General features: G+C 65.9%; 18 protein-coding genes and 1 tRNA gene. 4 read left to right on the forward strand and 15 right to left on the reverse strand.

Going from position 1 to position 14834, the window contains the following annotated elements; genetic code table 11:
- Position 1 precedes the first annotated feature (1 nt).
- From AB1411_16345 to AB1411_16370, 6 genes are all read right to left on the reverse strand, one after another.
- Complete coding sequence (locus AB1411_16345) at positions 2-1201, reverse strand: FIST N-terminal domain-containing protein (protein MEW6545162.1); 1200 nt, start codon at positions 1199-1201, stop codon at positions 2-4.
- Between the two features lie 22 nt (positions 1202-1223).
- Positions 1224-1451 carry a hypothetical protein gene (locus AB1411_16350; protein MEW6545163.1) on the reverse strand — a complete coding sequence of 76 codons (228 nt, stop codon included), beginning with the start codon at positions 1449-1451 and terminating at the stop codon, positions 1224-1226.
- Between the two features lie 119 nt (positions 1452-1570).
- A complete protein-coding gene (locus AB1411_16355) occupies positions 1571-2752 on the reverse strand; it encodes a P1 family peptidase (GenBank protein MEW6545164.1) in 1182 nt (393 codons plus the stop codon).
- The gene (locus AB1411_16360; GenBank protein ID MEW6545165.1) at positions 2749-3114 is read right to left on the reverse strand and encodes a hypothetical protein; all 366 of its coding nucleotides are present in this window, start codon (positions 3112-3114) and stop codon (positions 2749-2751) included. The genes AB1411_16355 and AB1411_16360 overlap by 4 nt, the downstream gene beginning before the upstream one ends.
- Before the next feature lie 64 nt (positions 3115-3178).
- A complete protein-coding gene (locus tag AB1411_16365; GenBank protein ID MEW6545166.1) occupies positions 3179-4576 on the reverse strand; it encodes an MBL fold metallo-hydrolase in 1398 nt (465 codons plus the stop codon).
- Positions 4573-5454 (reverse strand): TIGR00730 family Rossman fold protein, encoded by an 882-nt coding sequence (locus AB1411_16370; GenBank protein ID MEW6545167.1) that lies wholly within the window; start codon positions 5452-5454, stop codon positions 4573-4575. The genes AB1411_16365 and AB1411_16370 overlap by 4 nt, the downstream gene beginning before the upstream one ends.
- Before the next feature lie 161 nt (positions 5455-5615).
- On the opposite strand from AB1411_16370, the gene AB1411_16375 reads away from it, so the two are divergent.
- Positions 5616-6629: a cytochrome-c peroxidase gene (locus tag AB1411_16375; protein ID MEW6545168.1), complete on the forward strand. Its 1014-nt coding sequence runs from the start codon at positions 5616-5618 to the stop codon at positions 6627-6629.
- Positions 6630-6632: 3 nt separating this feature from the next.
- On the opposite strand, the gene AB1411_16380 is transcribed toward AB1411_16375, so the two are convergent.
- The 4 genes from AB1411_16380 to AB1411_16395 form a co-directional block, all read right to left on the reverse strand.
- Positions 6633-7064 carry a hypothetical protein gene (locus tag AB1411_16380; protein MEW6545169.1) on the reverse strand — a complete coding sequence of 144 codons (432 nt, stop codon included), beginning with the start codon at positions 7062-7064 and terminating at the stop codon, positions 6633-6635.
- 108 nt (positions 7065-7172) lie between these two features.
- Complete coding sequence (gene bamE, locus AB1411_16385; GenBank protein ID MEW6545170.1) at positions 7173-7574, reverse strand: outer membrane protein assembly factor BamE; 402 nt, start codon at positions 7572-7574, stop codon at positions 7173-7175.
- 59 nt (positions 7575-7633) lie between these two features.
- Complete coding sequence (locus AB1411_16390; GenBank protein MEW6545171.1) at positions 7634-8140, reverse strand: GNAT family N-acetyltransferase; 507 nt, start codon at positions 8138-8140, stop codon at positions 7634-7636.
- An 8-nt stretch (positions 8141-8148) separates the two neighbouring features.
- Positions 8149-8784 (reverse strand): DUF502 domain-containing protein, encoded by a 636-nt coding sequence (locus AB1411_16395; protein MEW6545172.1) that lies wholly within the window; start codon positions 8782-8784, stop codon positions 8149-8151.
- Between the two features lie 159 nt (positions 8785-8943).
- On the opposite strand from AB1411_16395, the gene AB1411_16400 reads away from it, so the two are divergent.
- Positions 8944-9204 (forward strand): Trm112 family protein, encoded by a 261-nt coding sequence (locus AB1411_16400; GenBank protein MEW6545173.1) that lies wholly within the window; start codon positions 8944-8946, stop codon positions 9202-9204.
- Between the two features lie 373 nt (positions 9205-9577).
- On the opposite strand, the gene AB1411_16405 is transcribed toward AB1411_16400, so the two are convergent.
- From AB1411_16405 to AB1411_16415, 3 genes are all read right to left on the reverse strand, one after another.
- On the reverse strand, positions 9578-9799 hold the full coding sequence (locus AB1411_16405; GenBank protein ID MEW6545174.1) for a hypothetical protein: 222 nt from the start codon (positions 9797-9799) through the stop codon (positions 9578-9580).
- Between the two features lie 54 nt (positions 9800-9853).
- The gene (locus AB1411_16410; GenBank protein ID MEW6545175.1) at positions 9854-10222 is read right to left on the reverse strand and encodes a hypothetical protein; all 369 of its coding nucleotides are present in this window, start codon (positions 10220-10222) and stop codon (positions 9854-9856) included.
- 91 nt (positions 10223-10313) lie between these two features.
- Positions 10314-10643, reverse strand: coding sequence for a hypothetical protein (locus AB1411_16415; GenBank protein MEW6545176.1), 330 nt, complete (start codon positions 10641-10643; stop codon positions 10314-10316).
- Between the two features lie 207 nt (positions 10644-10850).
- On the opposite strand from AB1411_16415, the gene AB1411_16420 reads away from it, so the two are divergent.
- Positions 10851-10925 (forward strand) — tRNA-Gly (locus AB1411_16420).
- A 312-nt stretch (positions 10926-11237) separates the two neighbouring features.
- Positions 11238-11531, forward strand: coding sequence for a hypothetical protein (locus tag AB1411_16425; protein ID MEW6545177.1), 294 nt, complete (start codon positions 11238-11240; stop codon positions 11529-11531).
- A gap of 424 nt (positions 11532-11955) precedes the next feature.
- Here the strand turns inward: AB1411_16425 and AB1411_16430 are convergent, their stop codons facing one another.
- Together AB1411_16430 and AB1411_16435 are read right to left on the reverse strand one after the other, a co-directional pair.
- A complete protein-coding gene (locus tag AB1411_16430) occupies positions 11956-12357 on the reverse strand; it encodes a hypothetical protein (GenBank protein MEW6545178.1) in 402 nt (133 codons plus the stop codon).
- A gap of 1277 nt (positions 12358-13634) precedes the next feature.
- Positions 13635-14426, reverse strand: coding sequence for an MCP four helix bundle domain-containing protein (locus AB1411_16435; protein ID MEW6545179.1), 792 nt, complete (start codon positions 14424-14426; stop codon positions 13635-13637).
- Positions 14427-14834: the final 408 nt, after the last annotated feature.

The following is a 14834-nucleotide window of genomic DNA, read 5'->3' on the forward strand; positions in this document are numbered from 1 at the left end:
CCTATTCCGGTTCCGAGAACAGCGCCAGGCTCGCGGTGTAGCCGTGCAGAAAGTTGCTGCCGCCCACCGGGCCGATCTCGCCCTGTGCGAAGAATCCCGCCAGCGGCAGGTCTCCCACCCGCTCCCGGAACGTCGTCGCGTCATGGTTCGGGCGGCCGAAGAGGGCTCGGCCCCGTCCGCAGCAACTGAACAGCAGGGCGCCCAGCGGCGGCTTCCCGCGCTTGGCCCGCTCCGCGGCCAGCAAGAGCTGCAGGTCCTCGCTCGCGGCGTCGGCGTCGCGGAGGTGGAACTGGACGGTCTGCCCCTCCTGCACCTCGTCGCCGATCGCCACGCTGCCGGAGTTGCGGTCCGCCCCGATCAGGTTCCGGACCAGGAAGTCCCCCCGTTCGAAGCGCGCGCGATGCTCGTCGATCACGATGCCGATGTGCAGGGCCCGGTGGGCGATCCGCCGCTCATCGCTGCCCAGCGATTCGAACACCGCCTGCAATCGGTCCAGAGCCGGAGATCCGCCCAATTCATGGATGACGTTCTGCTCGGCCTTGGTGACGACGAAGGGCTCGCCGATCGGCCGACAACCCTGCGAGACGATCGTCCGGACCGCGATGCGACCGGAGAGGGCCGTCCCCACCAGCCCGCCTTCCAGGACCTCGTCGTTGAATACCAGCCGGTTTTCGCCCAGGTCGTGCCCGCCCCCGGCCAGTCCGCCGATTGCGGCGGTTCCCGGGGCCCGGTCGGCCAAGGCCGGCAGCACTTCGTTGATCGGGGTGGAAAAGGGGTCGGCCAGAAGGACGCAGGCCGGCGGCTCGGCCCCCGTCTCCAGCACGTCCGGCCATCCCCTGATCGCGAACCCGTCCGCTCCTTGGGGGAAGGACAGTCGGAAGGGAGCGATCCGAACCTCCGGCAGGCAGGCGGCCCAGAGGACGGCCGCCGACCCGGTCTCGACCTCTTCTGAGCCGGCGATGATCCCTTCCCCCGTGCAGCCGAGCAGAGTCCGGGGCGTCAACTCCTCCCGAACGGCCCGGCACAGGTCCTCGGCCTCCGGGGCGTAATGGGCGGAAAAGAACAGGAACGCGAGGTCGGCTCCGGCGTTCCCCAACTCGCGCCTGGCCGAAGCGCCCAGCGCCCGTCCCGCCTTGGACGGGTCCCGGTCGCGCGCGAGCGAGACGGAGAACCGGAGCCCTGTCTCTTGCCTGGTCAGCATGGCAGGCGGTCGTCCTCCGGCGCTACTCGGGCAGGTTCGCGCGTTCGCCCCGCTGGGCTTGGAGCTTCTTGTAGTACCGCCACATGTAGGAATGGTAGTCGTCGAGCTGGGCGAGGAGATAATGCAATTCGGTGGGGTCTTCGGTCTCGAGCGCACGCACCATGCGGGCTTGGAGAAACTCGCCGAAAGCCTGCGTCTTTTCGATCGCCGTCAGGAGTTTCAGGCCGCCGCCGATCTGGTACTCGCCCACGTGATTCTCCTTCGCTGCCGAAGTCCGAGGTGTCCTCCGCAAGGATAGACACGCCGTCGTGGAAATGCAAGCGGGCCGGAGCGGCTCCATGGAAGTCGTTCATAAAAAGCAGCAGGGCCTCACCGACCGGCCCCGACCAACGTACGCAGCCGGGAGAGGGAAATCGCCTCCACGCGCCGTCCGTCCCGTCCCTCCATCGTCGAGGCCATGGTCAAGGCGTTCAGGATGGCTTCTTCGGTCGCCTCGACGGTCGCGGCCAGAAGCGGGTTCAGGTGGGTGTCGGCCAGGTGCGTCATCGGGTAGGTCCGCTCCTTGGGATAGTGGGGGATCGTGTTGCCGGTGGAAAAGGCCAGCATGAAATCCCCGCTGCCGTGCCTGGCGGTGGAGCCGGTGCGGGCGAGCCCCAAGGCCGCCCGCCTGGCCAGGCGGCCGAGTTGGCGCCCGTCCAGCGGGGCGTCGGTGGCGATGACGATGATGATGGAGCCCTCTCCGCCCGGGGGGACCGCGGCCTTTGGGGCGTCGTACAATTTTCCCACCGGCACCCCCGCCACGATCAGCTCCTCCCGCCGCCCGTGGTTGGCGTTGACGAGGACCCCGACCGTGTATGCCCCGTCTCCCTCCGGCAGCCGGCGTGAGGCCGTGCCGATGCCGCCCTTGAAGCCGTAGGAGACCATCCCCGTCCCGGCTCCCACGCCGCCTTCCGCGACCGGCCCGCTGTGCGCTTCGTCCAAGGCCCGTACGACGTCCGCCTCCGACACGTGCCGGCCCTGACTGTCGTTCAGGCGGCTGTCGTCGCATTCGGCGACGACCGGCGTGAGGGTGTCGTCCGTGATCCCGATCTCGGGATATCGCCGGATCATCCAGCTCATGACCCCGTTGGCCACGCGCGGGACGTTGAGCGTGCTGGTCAGCGCGATCGGATATTCGAGGAAGCCGGACTCGGCCACCCAGGCCAGGCCGGTCATCTCGCCGGTGCCGTTGAGCACGAAGGCTCCCGCCGGGACCTTCTTGTGCCAGACGTCGTCGCGGGGCACGACCACCGTGACGCCGGTGCGGACCGGTCCCTCCCCCGGCTTGAGCGCCCCCTGCCCCTTGATCAGCGTCACGTGCCCGACCTTCACCCCGGCCACATCCGTGATCGCGTTGCGCGGCCCCGGCTGGTAGCGGCCGACGACGATGCCCAGGTCCCGCGCTCGAAACCGTGGCTCCTCGCCGGCTTGGGCTGAAACGGACGGGCCCAGGAGCGCCAGCGCGATCGCCGCCGACAGGGCCCGGTTGCGCATGGACGTGCATCTTCTCATGGACGGTCCTTTTCGGCCGGCGCGAGCGGGGTCTGGCAGGCCGGGCACCGGTCCAGCCCGGCCAGGTCGATGAGCCAGGAGCTGTGCGGGCGGCTGGCGGCCATCAGCCAGACCAGCTTGGCCTGGCACCGCGGACAGCGGAGCGCCGTGATGAGCCAGACGAAGGTGGCGCAGGCCAGGAAGAAGCCGCAGGCCATCAGGGCCTGGAATCGTCCGCCGCCCGCGCCGAGCGTGAAGAAGGCCAGGGTGAAGCAGGCGAGGGCCAGACCGAACCCGGCGAGCGTGACGCACAGCTTCCAAGCCTGTCCGGACTCGATGATCCAGTTGGACGACTCGCGGCTCACGCCCACTGGCTGCCCCATAGTTGCCGTCCGGAGTCTAACAAGCTCGTGAGGCCCGGGCAACGGCCGGCGCTCCGGGCACGTTCTACAAATCGTGGGTGGAATCCGGCTCCGGCACGGTCACCTGGATGCCGGCATGCTCGGCCCGGATCGCCGCCGCCAGTGCGAAGGCCTGTTTCTCCTCCCCGTGCACGACGAAGACCCTGGCCGGCTTCGGCACGATGGCCCGGACGTAGGCGAGGAGATCTTCCCGGTCCGCATGGGCGGAGAGCCCGTTGAACCGCACCACCTGCGCCCGCCGCGGCGTCGGCACGCCGAAGATCGGCACGGTCTCCCAGCCCTCGACCAGCTTGCGGCCCAGCGTGTGCTCGGCCTGGAAGCCGACGATCGCGACCACGTTCGCCTCGTCCTGGATCGCGTGCTTGAGATGGTGCAGCACGCGCCCGCCCTCGCACATGCCCGAGGCCGCGATGATCACGCAGGGTCCCGCCAAGTCGTTCAGCTTCGCGCTCTCCTGCACGGAGGAGACGTAGCGGATGTAGCGGGCCGCGAACGGGTCGTCCCCGGCCGCGAAGGTCCGGTAGGTCTCCTCGTCGTAACATTCCGGGTGCCGCCGGAAGATCTCGGTCGCCTTGATCGCCAGGGGGGAGTCGATGTAGATCGGCACCGGCTCGATCCGCTTCTCCCGCACCAGCTCCTTGATCCGCATAACCAGGTCCTGCGTGCGCCCGACCGCGAAGGCCGGGACGATCACCTTGCTGCGGCGCGCCACGGCCTGGGCGACCAGCTCCTGCACCCTGGCCTTGATCGTCTCGTCGCTCTCGCCGTGCACCCGGTCCCCGTAGGTGGACTCGATGATGAGCACGTCGCAAGGGGGCGGGGCTTCGGGATCGCGGAGGATCGGCATCTGCTTCCGGCCCAGGTCTCCGGTGAACAGGACGGTGGTCGTGCTGCCGCCCGCCGTGACCGAGAGCCGGATGGCCGCCGAGCCCAGGATGTGTCCCGCGTCGTGGAAGGAGGCGTTGACGCGCGGCCGGACCGTGAACGGGTCGTCGTAGCGGACGCCGGAGAAGCGGCTCGTGAGGGCCTGCACGTCGTCCAGATCGTAGTAGGGACGGCGGCACTGCTTGCCGCGCCGCCCCTCCTTCCGGTTGATGTAGGCGCAGTCGCTCTCCTGAATGCGCGCGGCATCCTCCAGCATCACCGCCGCCAGGTCGCCGGTCGCCCGGGTCACGTGAACCCGGCCCCCGAAACCGTGCCGGGCCAGCACCGGGAGCGCCCCGGAATGGTCGATGTGGGCGTGCGACAGCAGGACCGCGTCCAGCGACCGGGGCTCGAAGCCCAGGTACCGGTTGTGCCGGTCGGATTCCTCGCGCCGTCCCTGGAACAGGCCGCAATCCAGTAGGATCCTCGCCCCGCCGGCCTGGATCAGGTGCCGGCTGCCGGTGACGGACCGGGCCGCGCCGTGGAAGGAAATCTTCATGCGGGCGGGTCGTCGAGCAGATTCGGAGGAGGCTGCCCCTTCTGGCTGGCCGCAATGATGTTCCAGGCCTCCTCGGCCGTTTCCGCGTAATGGAAGAGCCGGAGGTCCTCCCGGCCGATCAGGCCTTCCTCGACCAGCAAGGTCCAATTGATCGCCCGCTCCCAGAAGGCCCGTCCGACCAGCACGACGGTCACCCCGCTGACCTTGCCCGTCTGCAGGAGCGTCAACGCGTCGAACAGCTCGTCCATCGTGCCGAACCCGCCGGGGAAGGCGACGAGCGCCCGGGCCCGGAGCAGGAAGTGCATCTTGCGGAGGGCGAAGTAGCGGAACTGAAAACAGAGCGACGGGGTGATGTAGGGATTGGGCCGCTGCTCCTGGGGCAGCGTGATGTTCAGCCCCATGGATTTGCCGCCCGCGTCGGCCGCGCCCCGGTTGGCCGCCTCCATGATCCCGGGTCCGCCGCCCGTGACCACCACGTACTCACACCGTCCGTTCACCTGGCAGACGGAGGAGACCAGGCAGCCGAACTTGCGGGCTTCGTCGTAGTAGGGGGAAAGCGCGAGACGGCGTCGCGCGATGGCCGCGGCCCGCCGCCGCTCCGGGTCCTTGGGCCTCTTCGACAGGGCGGCCTCCGCCTCCGCCAGCCGCTTCCGCGCTTGGGCCGGTTCGCAGAGGCGGGCGCTCCCGAAGACCACCACGGTCGAGCGGATGCCTTCCTCCCGCTGGATCAGCTCCGGTTTCAGCAGTTCGAGCTGCAGGCGCACGGGGCGCAGGTCGTCGCGGGCAAGAAACTCGGGGTCCCGGTCGGCTCGTCGGTAGGAAGGGGCGTTGAGGAGGGCTTGGAGGAGCTTGGCTCGCTTGGCCCGCTCACGGCTCATGGCGGCCCATTATAGCCGGGCTTCCGCGCGCCGACAACCGATCTTCCCGCCCTTGACTCGCATCCGTCCGTCGGATATCGTCGCGAAAACGGAAGCACGGCGGCTGCCGAACGGGACTCACGGATCGGCGGCCGATCGCTGAGAGGAAAGGAGCGAAGCCCATGAGCCTGCAGACCTTGATGCGGATCGTCGCAGTCGGATTGTTCGTCGTCGCTCTAAGCCCCCGGAGCGGCCTGGGCGAAGAGCCGAACCTCGCCCTCGGCCAGTTGCCGAAAGCGCGAATTCCCGCTCACAACCTGCAGTTCGACGCGAAGGTGGAACTGGGCAAGCTGCTGTTCTTCGACGCCCGGCTCTCCAAGGACGGCAGCGTGAGCTGCGCCAGCTGCCACGTGCCGGCGGCCGGGTTCGCCGATCCGCGCCAGTTCTCGATCGGGGTCGGCGGCAAACAGGGCGGCCGCAACGCGCCTCCGGCGATGAACGCCGCCTACAACCACCTCCAGTTCTGGGACGGCCGGGCCGGCTCGCTGGAGGAGCAGGCGCTGGGGCCCATCCAGAATCCGATCGAGATGGCCGAGACCCTGGAGCACGTCGTGAAGAAGCTCAACAAGGTCAAGGGCTACCGGACCCGCTTTCAGGCCGTGTTCGGAACCGGCGTGACGCCGGAGGGCATCGCCAAGGCCATCGCGGCCTTCGAGCGCACGCTGGTCTCGACCAACTCGCCCTTCGACCGGTACATGGCCGGCGACAAGGGTGCCCTGTCCGAGTCGGCGCGGCGCGGGCTGGAGCTGTTCCAAGGAAAAGCTCGCTGCGTGCTCTGCCACAACGGGCCCAACTTTTCCGACAACAAGTTCCACAACATCGGCGTGCCGCAGGCGGGGCCGCTCAAGGAGGACCCGGGCCGCTATGCGGTCACCAAGCGGGACGCGGACAAGGGTGCCTTCAAGACCCCTGGCCTCCGGAGCGTGGCGCTCACCGCGCCCTACATGCACACGGGCGGCTTCCAGACGCTCGAGGAGGTCGTGGAGTTCTACAACAAGGGCGGGGAGGCGGTGCCGGGGAAGGACCCGTTCATGAGCGCGCTGAGCCTGGCGGACCAGGAGAAGCAGGACCTCGTCGAGTTCATGAAGAGCCTGACCGGGGACCTGACCGGCATGGCCCTGCCGAAGCTGCCGTAACGTTCAGAAGGCGAGCTGCTGGAGCTGGTACGGGTGGGGCTCTTCAAGGTCGAAAGGCCACAGCCCGTACCGGCTTGGATCCACGTGCTTGGTAAACGCGTGCCTTCGTGCGACCCAACCAGGGCCGAACACCACTTGGAACGTATCGGTTGCCAGCCCGCCGCCGCCGAGAATCAAGTCCGGCTGCACGGGCGAGACGAGCTGGAGCGGCCATCCATAGTTGATCCTGGAATATTTCAGGTCCAGGAAGTAATACGTGGCCACTGCTCCGTCCTCGATCCCTCGGATCTCGTTCGGTGCTCCGAGTTTCTCCTGGATCTCCGAGAACGTCGTTTTCCCCAACTCGATGAAAGCCACGTCCTCCGGCTTGATCGGATCGTTCAGAGACAGTCTGGTGAACGTGGCGAATCCGCAGCCTGATAGAACCAGGGCCACGAGGCACGTGGCAAGAGGCAAGAGGCGAAAGCTGAAAGTCACAAGCCGATGAACAAGACCGGCTTTCTTCCCTCCTGCATTTCGTCCGTCCATCGCCCCTAGCCCTCTTTAGTCGCCGAAGGGCCAGAATTGGAACTCGAGCCGGTCGGTGCGCTTGCCGAAGACGATCTCATCCACCACGCCATCCTTGTTCAAAAAGACGTACAGGTCGTCGGTCTTGACGTTGATGCGGGACAAATTCAACACCAACAAGAACAGCCCTTTCGCCTTGATGTCGTAGCGATAGTACTGGAAGATCTCATGGTCGTTGGCCTGGACGATACGGTCGGGGGCGCCGAGGGCCGAGACCACCTGCGCCCTGCTGTCCCCCTTCTTGATAGCGGAGACGTCCTCCTTCTTGAATTCGTCGCCCAGCGTCCCGCGATTGAAGGAGCAGCCGCTCCATGTTCCCAAGCTCACGAGCACGAGCGAAACGACCGCCACTCGATGCATCCACGATCCGATTCGCATAGCCGTTGTTCCCTCTTCCGTTGCGGACTGCGTCAGGTCTCGGCCGGGGGCGCGGCGTCCTATTCCGGCTCTCCTCTCGGCAGGACGAAATCCTGCTCGAACACCCGGTAGCTCGACGGCGCCAGACCGGCCCGCACGTAAGCCGCCTGAGCGATCCGGTTTTCCCCTTCCACGTAGAGGCGAATGCCGCAGACGTCCTTCCGTTCGCGCGCCCATTGCAGGACCGTCTCGTGCAAGCGGCGATAGACGCCCCGCCGCCGCCAGGCTGGATGGACGTACACGCTCTGGATCCACCAGAAGGTGGCGTTGCGCCAGTCGCTCCATTCGTAGGTCACCAGCAACTGTCCGACGACCTGCCGGCCCGCCCCCTGCCCCACTTCCGCGACCAGATAAAAGCCGCGATCCGGGGACTCGAACACGGCCAGCGTCCCTCGCCGCAGCCGCTCGCGGTCGAGGGCGCGGCCCTCAGTTTCCTTCGCCATCGCGGCGCTAAAGTCCACCAGCGTGTCCACGTCCTCCGGGCCGGCGTAGCGAACGGTCAGTTCGTCGGTACGGGATGTGGTCATGGGCGTCCTCAGGATACCGTCCCGGAGCGTGAGGGCTGCATCAGCCGGGCCGGCTTGTACAATCCGGCTGAGAACTCCACCTTCAGCGCTTCCTCGGGGGGGAGGTCCAGGGGAATGACCTGCGTCTTCGGAACGAAGGCCAGGTACCCGGTGAAGGGATGGATCGCGGTCGGGACGAAGACCATCAGGAGCGGGTGCGGGACGGTCGCCTGCACCGGCGTCGGCGCCGCGCCCATCACGAATCCCAGCGCCCACAAGCCGTTTCGGGGAAACGGAAAGGCCACGACGGTGCTGCGGGTGAAGCGGGACCGGAACTGCAGGAGGTCGGTCATGCCTTTGAGGGTCAGGTAGATGCTGCTGACCACCGGAATGCCCTGGACCGACTCTTCCGCCCAGCGGAGCAGTTGCTGGCCCAGGAAATGGGTCGCGACGAGCCCCGCCAGCAGAATCAGGCCGAGCAGGCTGACGAGGCCCAGGCCCGGAACGTCGAACTTGGCGGCCGGGCCGAGCAGGTCCGCGATCAGACCGTCAATGGCCAGAAAGAGGGTGTCCAGGATGAGAAAGGTCCCCCATGCCGGGACCAGCACCAGCAGTCCGGTCAGGAAATAGCGTCTGATCCGATGAACCCAGCCCGCCGTGTTCATGTGCTCTAGTCTAGCAGATTCCGGGGAGCGGCGTCTCACGCCGCGACTTGATCTATGACCCGAATTCCTCTAGGCTAGAGTCCTCGACGGCTGCCGCAGGGGCAAGACTCTCGCCGCCCGGGAAGCGCGGGGGACGGGAACGGAGGAGACGAACCGGACATGAACATTGATCAGGAGCTGTTGGCGATTCTCTGTTGTCCCGACACGAAGCAGGAGGTGACGCTCGCCAACGATGCGCTCATCGCCCGATTGAACGCGCGCATCGAGCGGGGCGAGCTCAAGAACAAGGCCGGCCAGCCGGTCACCGAGAAGTTGGATGGAGGGCTGATCCGCGCGGACAGGAAGATCCTCTATCCGATCAGGGAGGACATTCCGGTCATGCTGATCGAGGAGGGCATCCCGCTCGAAGGCATTGTCTGACGCTCGCGCCCTTCCCGGTTCTCCCCAACTCAGGGCAGCAACAGCCCGGCGTCGCCCCGCTCGCGGGCGGTCTTGGATCCCGTCGAGGTCCCGCACTCTACGCACAGGTATTCGTACAGGTCGCCGGTCGGGAGGATCAGCAGCAGGCGCTCCCGTGCGGGCGTGGCCTGCCGGCACGTGGGGCAGTAAAGAAGCGACGCGCGGAGGGAACCAAACTGATCGGGTTGAGCGGTTCTCTCCCGGTTATTCCGGGGAAGGCCACCGGGCTGCGGTCTTCGACGGAGGGGAGGCACAGGCGGCCATCCGCCGGCTCCCTGCCCTCTCGAGTTGGGGAGGCTCATGAGCGATGTCCTTCGGGACGGTCCCGGCCCGGTCATGCGGACGGATCGACCTTCGCCCTCCCCTTGATCATCCACCAGAGGGAGCGGGAGAGCTGGAAGGAAATGTAGACCGAGAGCCCTACCAGAAGCCCGTAGAGGCCGGCCTTGTCCCACGGCCAGGACTCAGGCGCGTGCAGCACCAGCGCCAGCACGATATGCCCCCCCAGCCCCAACGAGATCGCAAAGATGATCCATTCGCGAACCATCGAGGACATGCGTTCAGCTCCCTGACGGCGGGAACGTGGGCGGGCTCTCCCTGGCGGGCCCGATCAGACCGAACTCTTGGCTGACTCGATCTCGGTGACGGTAATCAAGCTGGCCAGATAGTCCGACACGAAGGTCAGCGCTTCTTCGCGGCCGTCGGCTCGCCGGCCCTTTTCCCGCCGCTGCACGGACAACTCATGGTCCAGGTCCGACTTCACGTCGCTCAGGAGCCTCTGGAGCGCCGACGGTGTCAGGTTGGTGTCCATGTCTTCCAGCTCCTGGCACCGGTCCAGAACCCAGTTCAGGCCCTCGATGCGGCCGGCGTAGTGCTCCTGATCCGCCACGTCCAGCCTGGCCATCGTGGTGGCAAAGGTCTGCGCTTCATACACCAGGTTGTAGAAACTCGTCACGGCCCGCTGCAAAGTCGGATTCATACTCTCCTCGTTGAGGGTCGGAAAGGCAACGCTAGGCTCATTATAATACAAGAGCGAGCGGTACTCACAAGCAGTTTTTTTGCGGGCGAGTTCAGGTGAACAGCAGGGCGTGGAACTCGGCCATGAAGCCGTAATAGAGAGGCGCAAAGTCCTTGAGGCTCTCAGGGCTGGTTTCTTTGAGGCGTTTGAAGAAAAAAACCTGGTGGCGCGGGTCGAGCTGCTCGAGCAAGTGCCCCAACTGGGCCATCGTGTAACTGCCGGCCGGTACGCTGAGGACGTAGTGCACCAGCCGTTCGACGAATTGCTGCCCCACGTAGTCGCTCGAGATCAATCCTTCGGGCAACTTGCCGCTGGCCAGGAATTCATCGAACGGCACGGCCTGCGCCGCAAAAGGAACCGGAGCCGAAGGACGGGTGGTCATCAGCGCCTCCACCGCACGCGACTGGCCGTCGCCGGAGCCCCCACTCTACCCAAGGCCCGTTGAGCCGTCAAGCGTTCCTGACGTAGTTTCCTGGGGACCGAGTGGCGCCGGGTGGAACGGGAACCGACGATGGCGATCGCCGCTCCCGTCGGCTTGACAGGCCGTGAGGTGGCCGGTAGAATCGAGCCTCTCCTCACAGGGTGGCGAGCGGGAATAGCTCAGTGGTAGAGCATCGCCTTGCCAAGGCGAGGGTCGCGGGTTCAAATCCCGTTTCCCGCTCCAACTTCTCCCATCTTTTCCCTCAAGATGACGTGCTCCTACACCTGATTTGAATCAATGAAGTGGGCTCCGACGGAGGCGACCCTTTCGTGGTGGGCACGGCGCGGCGAGTGGGTGAGACGCCGGGTCCTGCGGGCTTCGGACGAGTACCCAAGGGATGGCGGTGGCCCGAATTCCGGCTCCGGGGCTGTATGGATTGACCAGCATGATTTTGGCCTCGAGACAACCTTCCAGCGTGAATCTCAACTCTCCCTTCTCATCCACGAACGTTCTGTACCCGGTTGACCTGATCACCATGATGCTTCGCGCGAGGCCGTGGCTTTTTTTGAGCTTCTTGGACTTTCGCTTTCTGAACCCCCCCTTGCTCGGGAAGAAATAGACCAGCCCGGCCTCTCTGGCCATGGCGGCGAGGCGGGTGTCTTTCAGGCTTTTCCCGACGAAATTGAAGAGGCTGATCAACAGCAGCGCGACAGCAATCTCCACCGCGACGAGAAAGGCTTTTTCGCGCTCGATCTCCGCCCAGTAGACAAAAAATGTTGTGAAAGCGACGAGACGAGCAGCGGTAGCGAGAGGGCGATGGCCGCGCTGAGGGTGACCAGCACGGTGTGATAAGCGATCGGGGTCGCGCGCCGAAGGAGGGCGATGGCTCTGGCTGACAGGCCCCGTGCGGTGCCTCGGAGTAAATCAACGGCCTTCAACGAGATGTTCTTTAGCCTCAAGCCGACACCTTACATGGAGGCGATAGTGATCCGAGTGGACCGAGTCAGTACGCCTTCTGGGCGACCCAGCCGACTTGGCTGGAGCTAGACCAGGGAAGCGGTCATGAGCGAGGGACCCCGCATGGCCCAAGACACCAAGTGGGGCTCAACGACTGGGGAGGAACGTTTCTCAGAGGCATCGCTAGACGGCTGAGTCGGGGATTTCCTCGGTGGCCATGGACGCTTGGCGAACTCCAGACATTCTCCAGGCGGCTGTGGGGAGACGCCTAGGCGACGTGTTCGATCAAGGATCTGACAGGCCCGTGCGGCCGAGGTCAGGTTCCAACGGATCGCGACGGTTCCTGCATCGGGACGAACCGGGCCTGTGGTTCTGGTGCGTTCTTCACATCGAGTGCGGCTCCGGAGCGCCGATAGGCTTTGGATTCGCTGGAGTGCCTGGCTAGCAATTGCACCACGACGGCCGGCTCGGGCATCGGTTGCTCCCCCGATCTGGTTACTCGCTGAATCAGCACGTCCACGAGCGATCGTTGCTGCCGCAGGGAGGTGCCGCACATGAGGCACTTGCCCGCGCCGTTGTTCAACTCGGAACCGCAATGGAGGCACCCTTGGAATCCCACCCAATAGAGGACCAGACACGGAAGGACCACGAGCAGCATGAGTGCGCTGAGACCGAGCAGGCCTCCGAGGAAGACGACTTCTGTTACCCCAAACGCCATGTGAAGCCTCCTGCTCTTCGTTCGTGACTCGTGGCGCTTGCTTTCTGTCCATGAGCCAGCAAACGGGGTGCCGAGCCGAGACGATCTGGGAAGGCAGGTTCCATCATGTTGAATTTCCACCATTCATCGCTGCGTGTGTGGATGCACCAGTCGGCTGGCAAGAGGGACGCTGTAGGGGGCCGCCTTCAAGCGTGAGACCAGTCCGCAGGCGAACCTGTTGAAGTTCCAGAGAATCGGGCGTGTAGGGATTCTCATTCGGGCCGGGGAGCCCAGGACACAGGAGAGGTGGCGCCAACGTTGTCCACGATCCCTGCTCCAGGCTTGGCGCGGTGAAGGCCAGACCTTGGAGCAAACCGTTGACGCGGCGACCACGTCCGTATCGTAAGTTATTAAGTTATCCGGGATGCCCTCTGTCCGGATGGCTCGCGGTCGTGGCGTCTATGGCGGCGACGTTCGGCGATCTCAACGCGACGACTCGCGTCCGGTTGGTCCTGTTGTCCCGGACAGCTGTTCGGTGGGCTGGTGGGCGTGCTGGAGATCGGTCGGCCTCCCGACCATCTTGTATGAGCCTGTCTTCCGGCTTGGCTGGACAGGTAAGACGCCGAGACCATGACAGGGTTTTTCACCAGAAGCGATGCGCTCGAGCGGTTTCCATCACGAGGTCTGCCAAACTGGATGGCGGAGTCGGCCAAATCTTGGAGCAGGCCCTTTGGCCGGGACGCTCCGCACCGGCCCCGTTCCCCCAGGGCAGAAATCCCCTAATTATCCCCGCCCTGGCACATGACGGTGCGTTGTGCTAAATTTGTGACGGATGCGGTAGGAAGCGGCAGGAGCCAGAGTTGCGACTGGCGTGGGCTCAAGCAAGTTTTTGATCCGACAGGGAAAAGGCATGAAGCGTCGCTCCAAGGCTCTCACCGTTGACGAGGCAGCATCACGGCTGGCCGATATGATCGAGCAGTATCTGTCCGCGACATCTGCAGTTCGACGGAAGGGGCTTCCTAAGAGCTCTCATCAACCAGCCGGATCACAGGGCAAGGCACCCAGAGGCCGCCGCGTTGGGCCTGCTTCCACATCTTCACGTTCTGGCGAACGGAGCCTTCCCAGTCGGGTTGCTGCCCGCAGTGCCAGATAGAAACGTTGAGGACCTTCATCACGCGCCTCCGCTCGGTTTGTTCCCCCGTGCGCAAGACTTGACCCGTCTCCCTAGTGCTTTCCAGTAGGTTTTTTACCGGCGAAGGGAGGGGGAAGCCGCTTATGGGGTTGCCGCTCACGCCGGCTCAGGTCCGAATCATGCGGGATTTCTCTTCATGGAGGGATGAAGATGAGCCGGGGCTGGGGAGGACGGGGGGAGCTGGGCTCGCGATGAAGGCTTGCGGTTCGGAAGAATGGGTGGACGAGGGCCTTGACACGAGCGTCATGAGGGCCAGGCAAAGGCTTCCTCCCATCAGCGCGACGCTGAGCAATCTGATCATCCTCGTGCTCTCTTCCCTGATGTCCTTCGCAATCTCGGCGACGGTCTCCAGGAGCCGGTCCAGCGCCAGGCTGACCGCCATCAGCTTCGGCCCCGCATTGTCCGCCGCGTGCACCTCCGCCCGGTTCCGCAGCTCCGCCGCCGCGGCCGCCGTCGGGGCCTCCCAGAGCTGCCGCAACAGGGCCTCCGTCTGCTCCGCCGCCGCAAAGTAGGCCGCCAGGCTCGCCCGCACCTCGGCCAGATCCTCCGCCTCGCTCCGGCCGCTCCGCGACACCCGCGTTCCCGCCGCCGCCGCCCGCGCCACCGCCGCCTCGATCCGCGCCCGCTGGTCCGGCAGCGAGGCCGTGATCCGCACGAAGTCCTTCTGGGTCGGCGCCTCCAGGGCCCGCAAGATCGTGTTCCGGAAGCGCATCACGTCCGCGGCCACGTGGGCCAGGTCCGTCGCCCCCAGCGTGTGCTCCGCGTACAGGATCCGCAGCTCCTGGTCCACCTGCTGCAGCGCCTCCGCCCCCAGGAGCCCGAGCCCCACCACCAGGAGGCTCACCAGGACCTGCCGCCCGGCCGGCCGGGGGACAAGCTGACGCCATCGCTCGCTCATGGGCACGGCCTCCCCTCTCTGGCTCCTCACCCTGTCTCGCAAACACAAAGGGCAGGGGGCCCCTCGTTGGGATCCCCTGCCCTCCGCGTCACTCGCACCGCCGCCCGGCTGAGGCGTACCGCCAGTTCCCGCGCTCGGCTCGGCCGCCCCGAGCTGGCGGAGCCCGGCGCGCTCATGATCTGCGCGCCGGGAGACACGCCGCTCGTGACGGTGGGAGGGCGTCGCCCTCCCACCCTTCACGCCTGGGTTAGAGCCAATTGACCCGCTCCGCAGGGCGGATGTAGATCGGCTCCTCCACCTGCTGCCGCACGACCTCCTTGCCCGACTTGTTGAACCCCAGCACGGTGTCGTTGTACATCTCGAACCGCTTCCCGTGGATCTGGGTCTCGAACACCTTCGGGCCCGGAA

This window comes from Nitrospirota bacterium, from assembly GCA_040757595.1.
In the GTDB taxonomy this organism is placed as follows: Bacteria; Nitrospirota; Nitrospiria; order Nitrospirales; family Nitrospiraceae; genus JBFLWP01.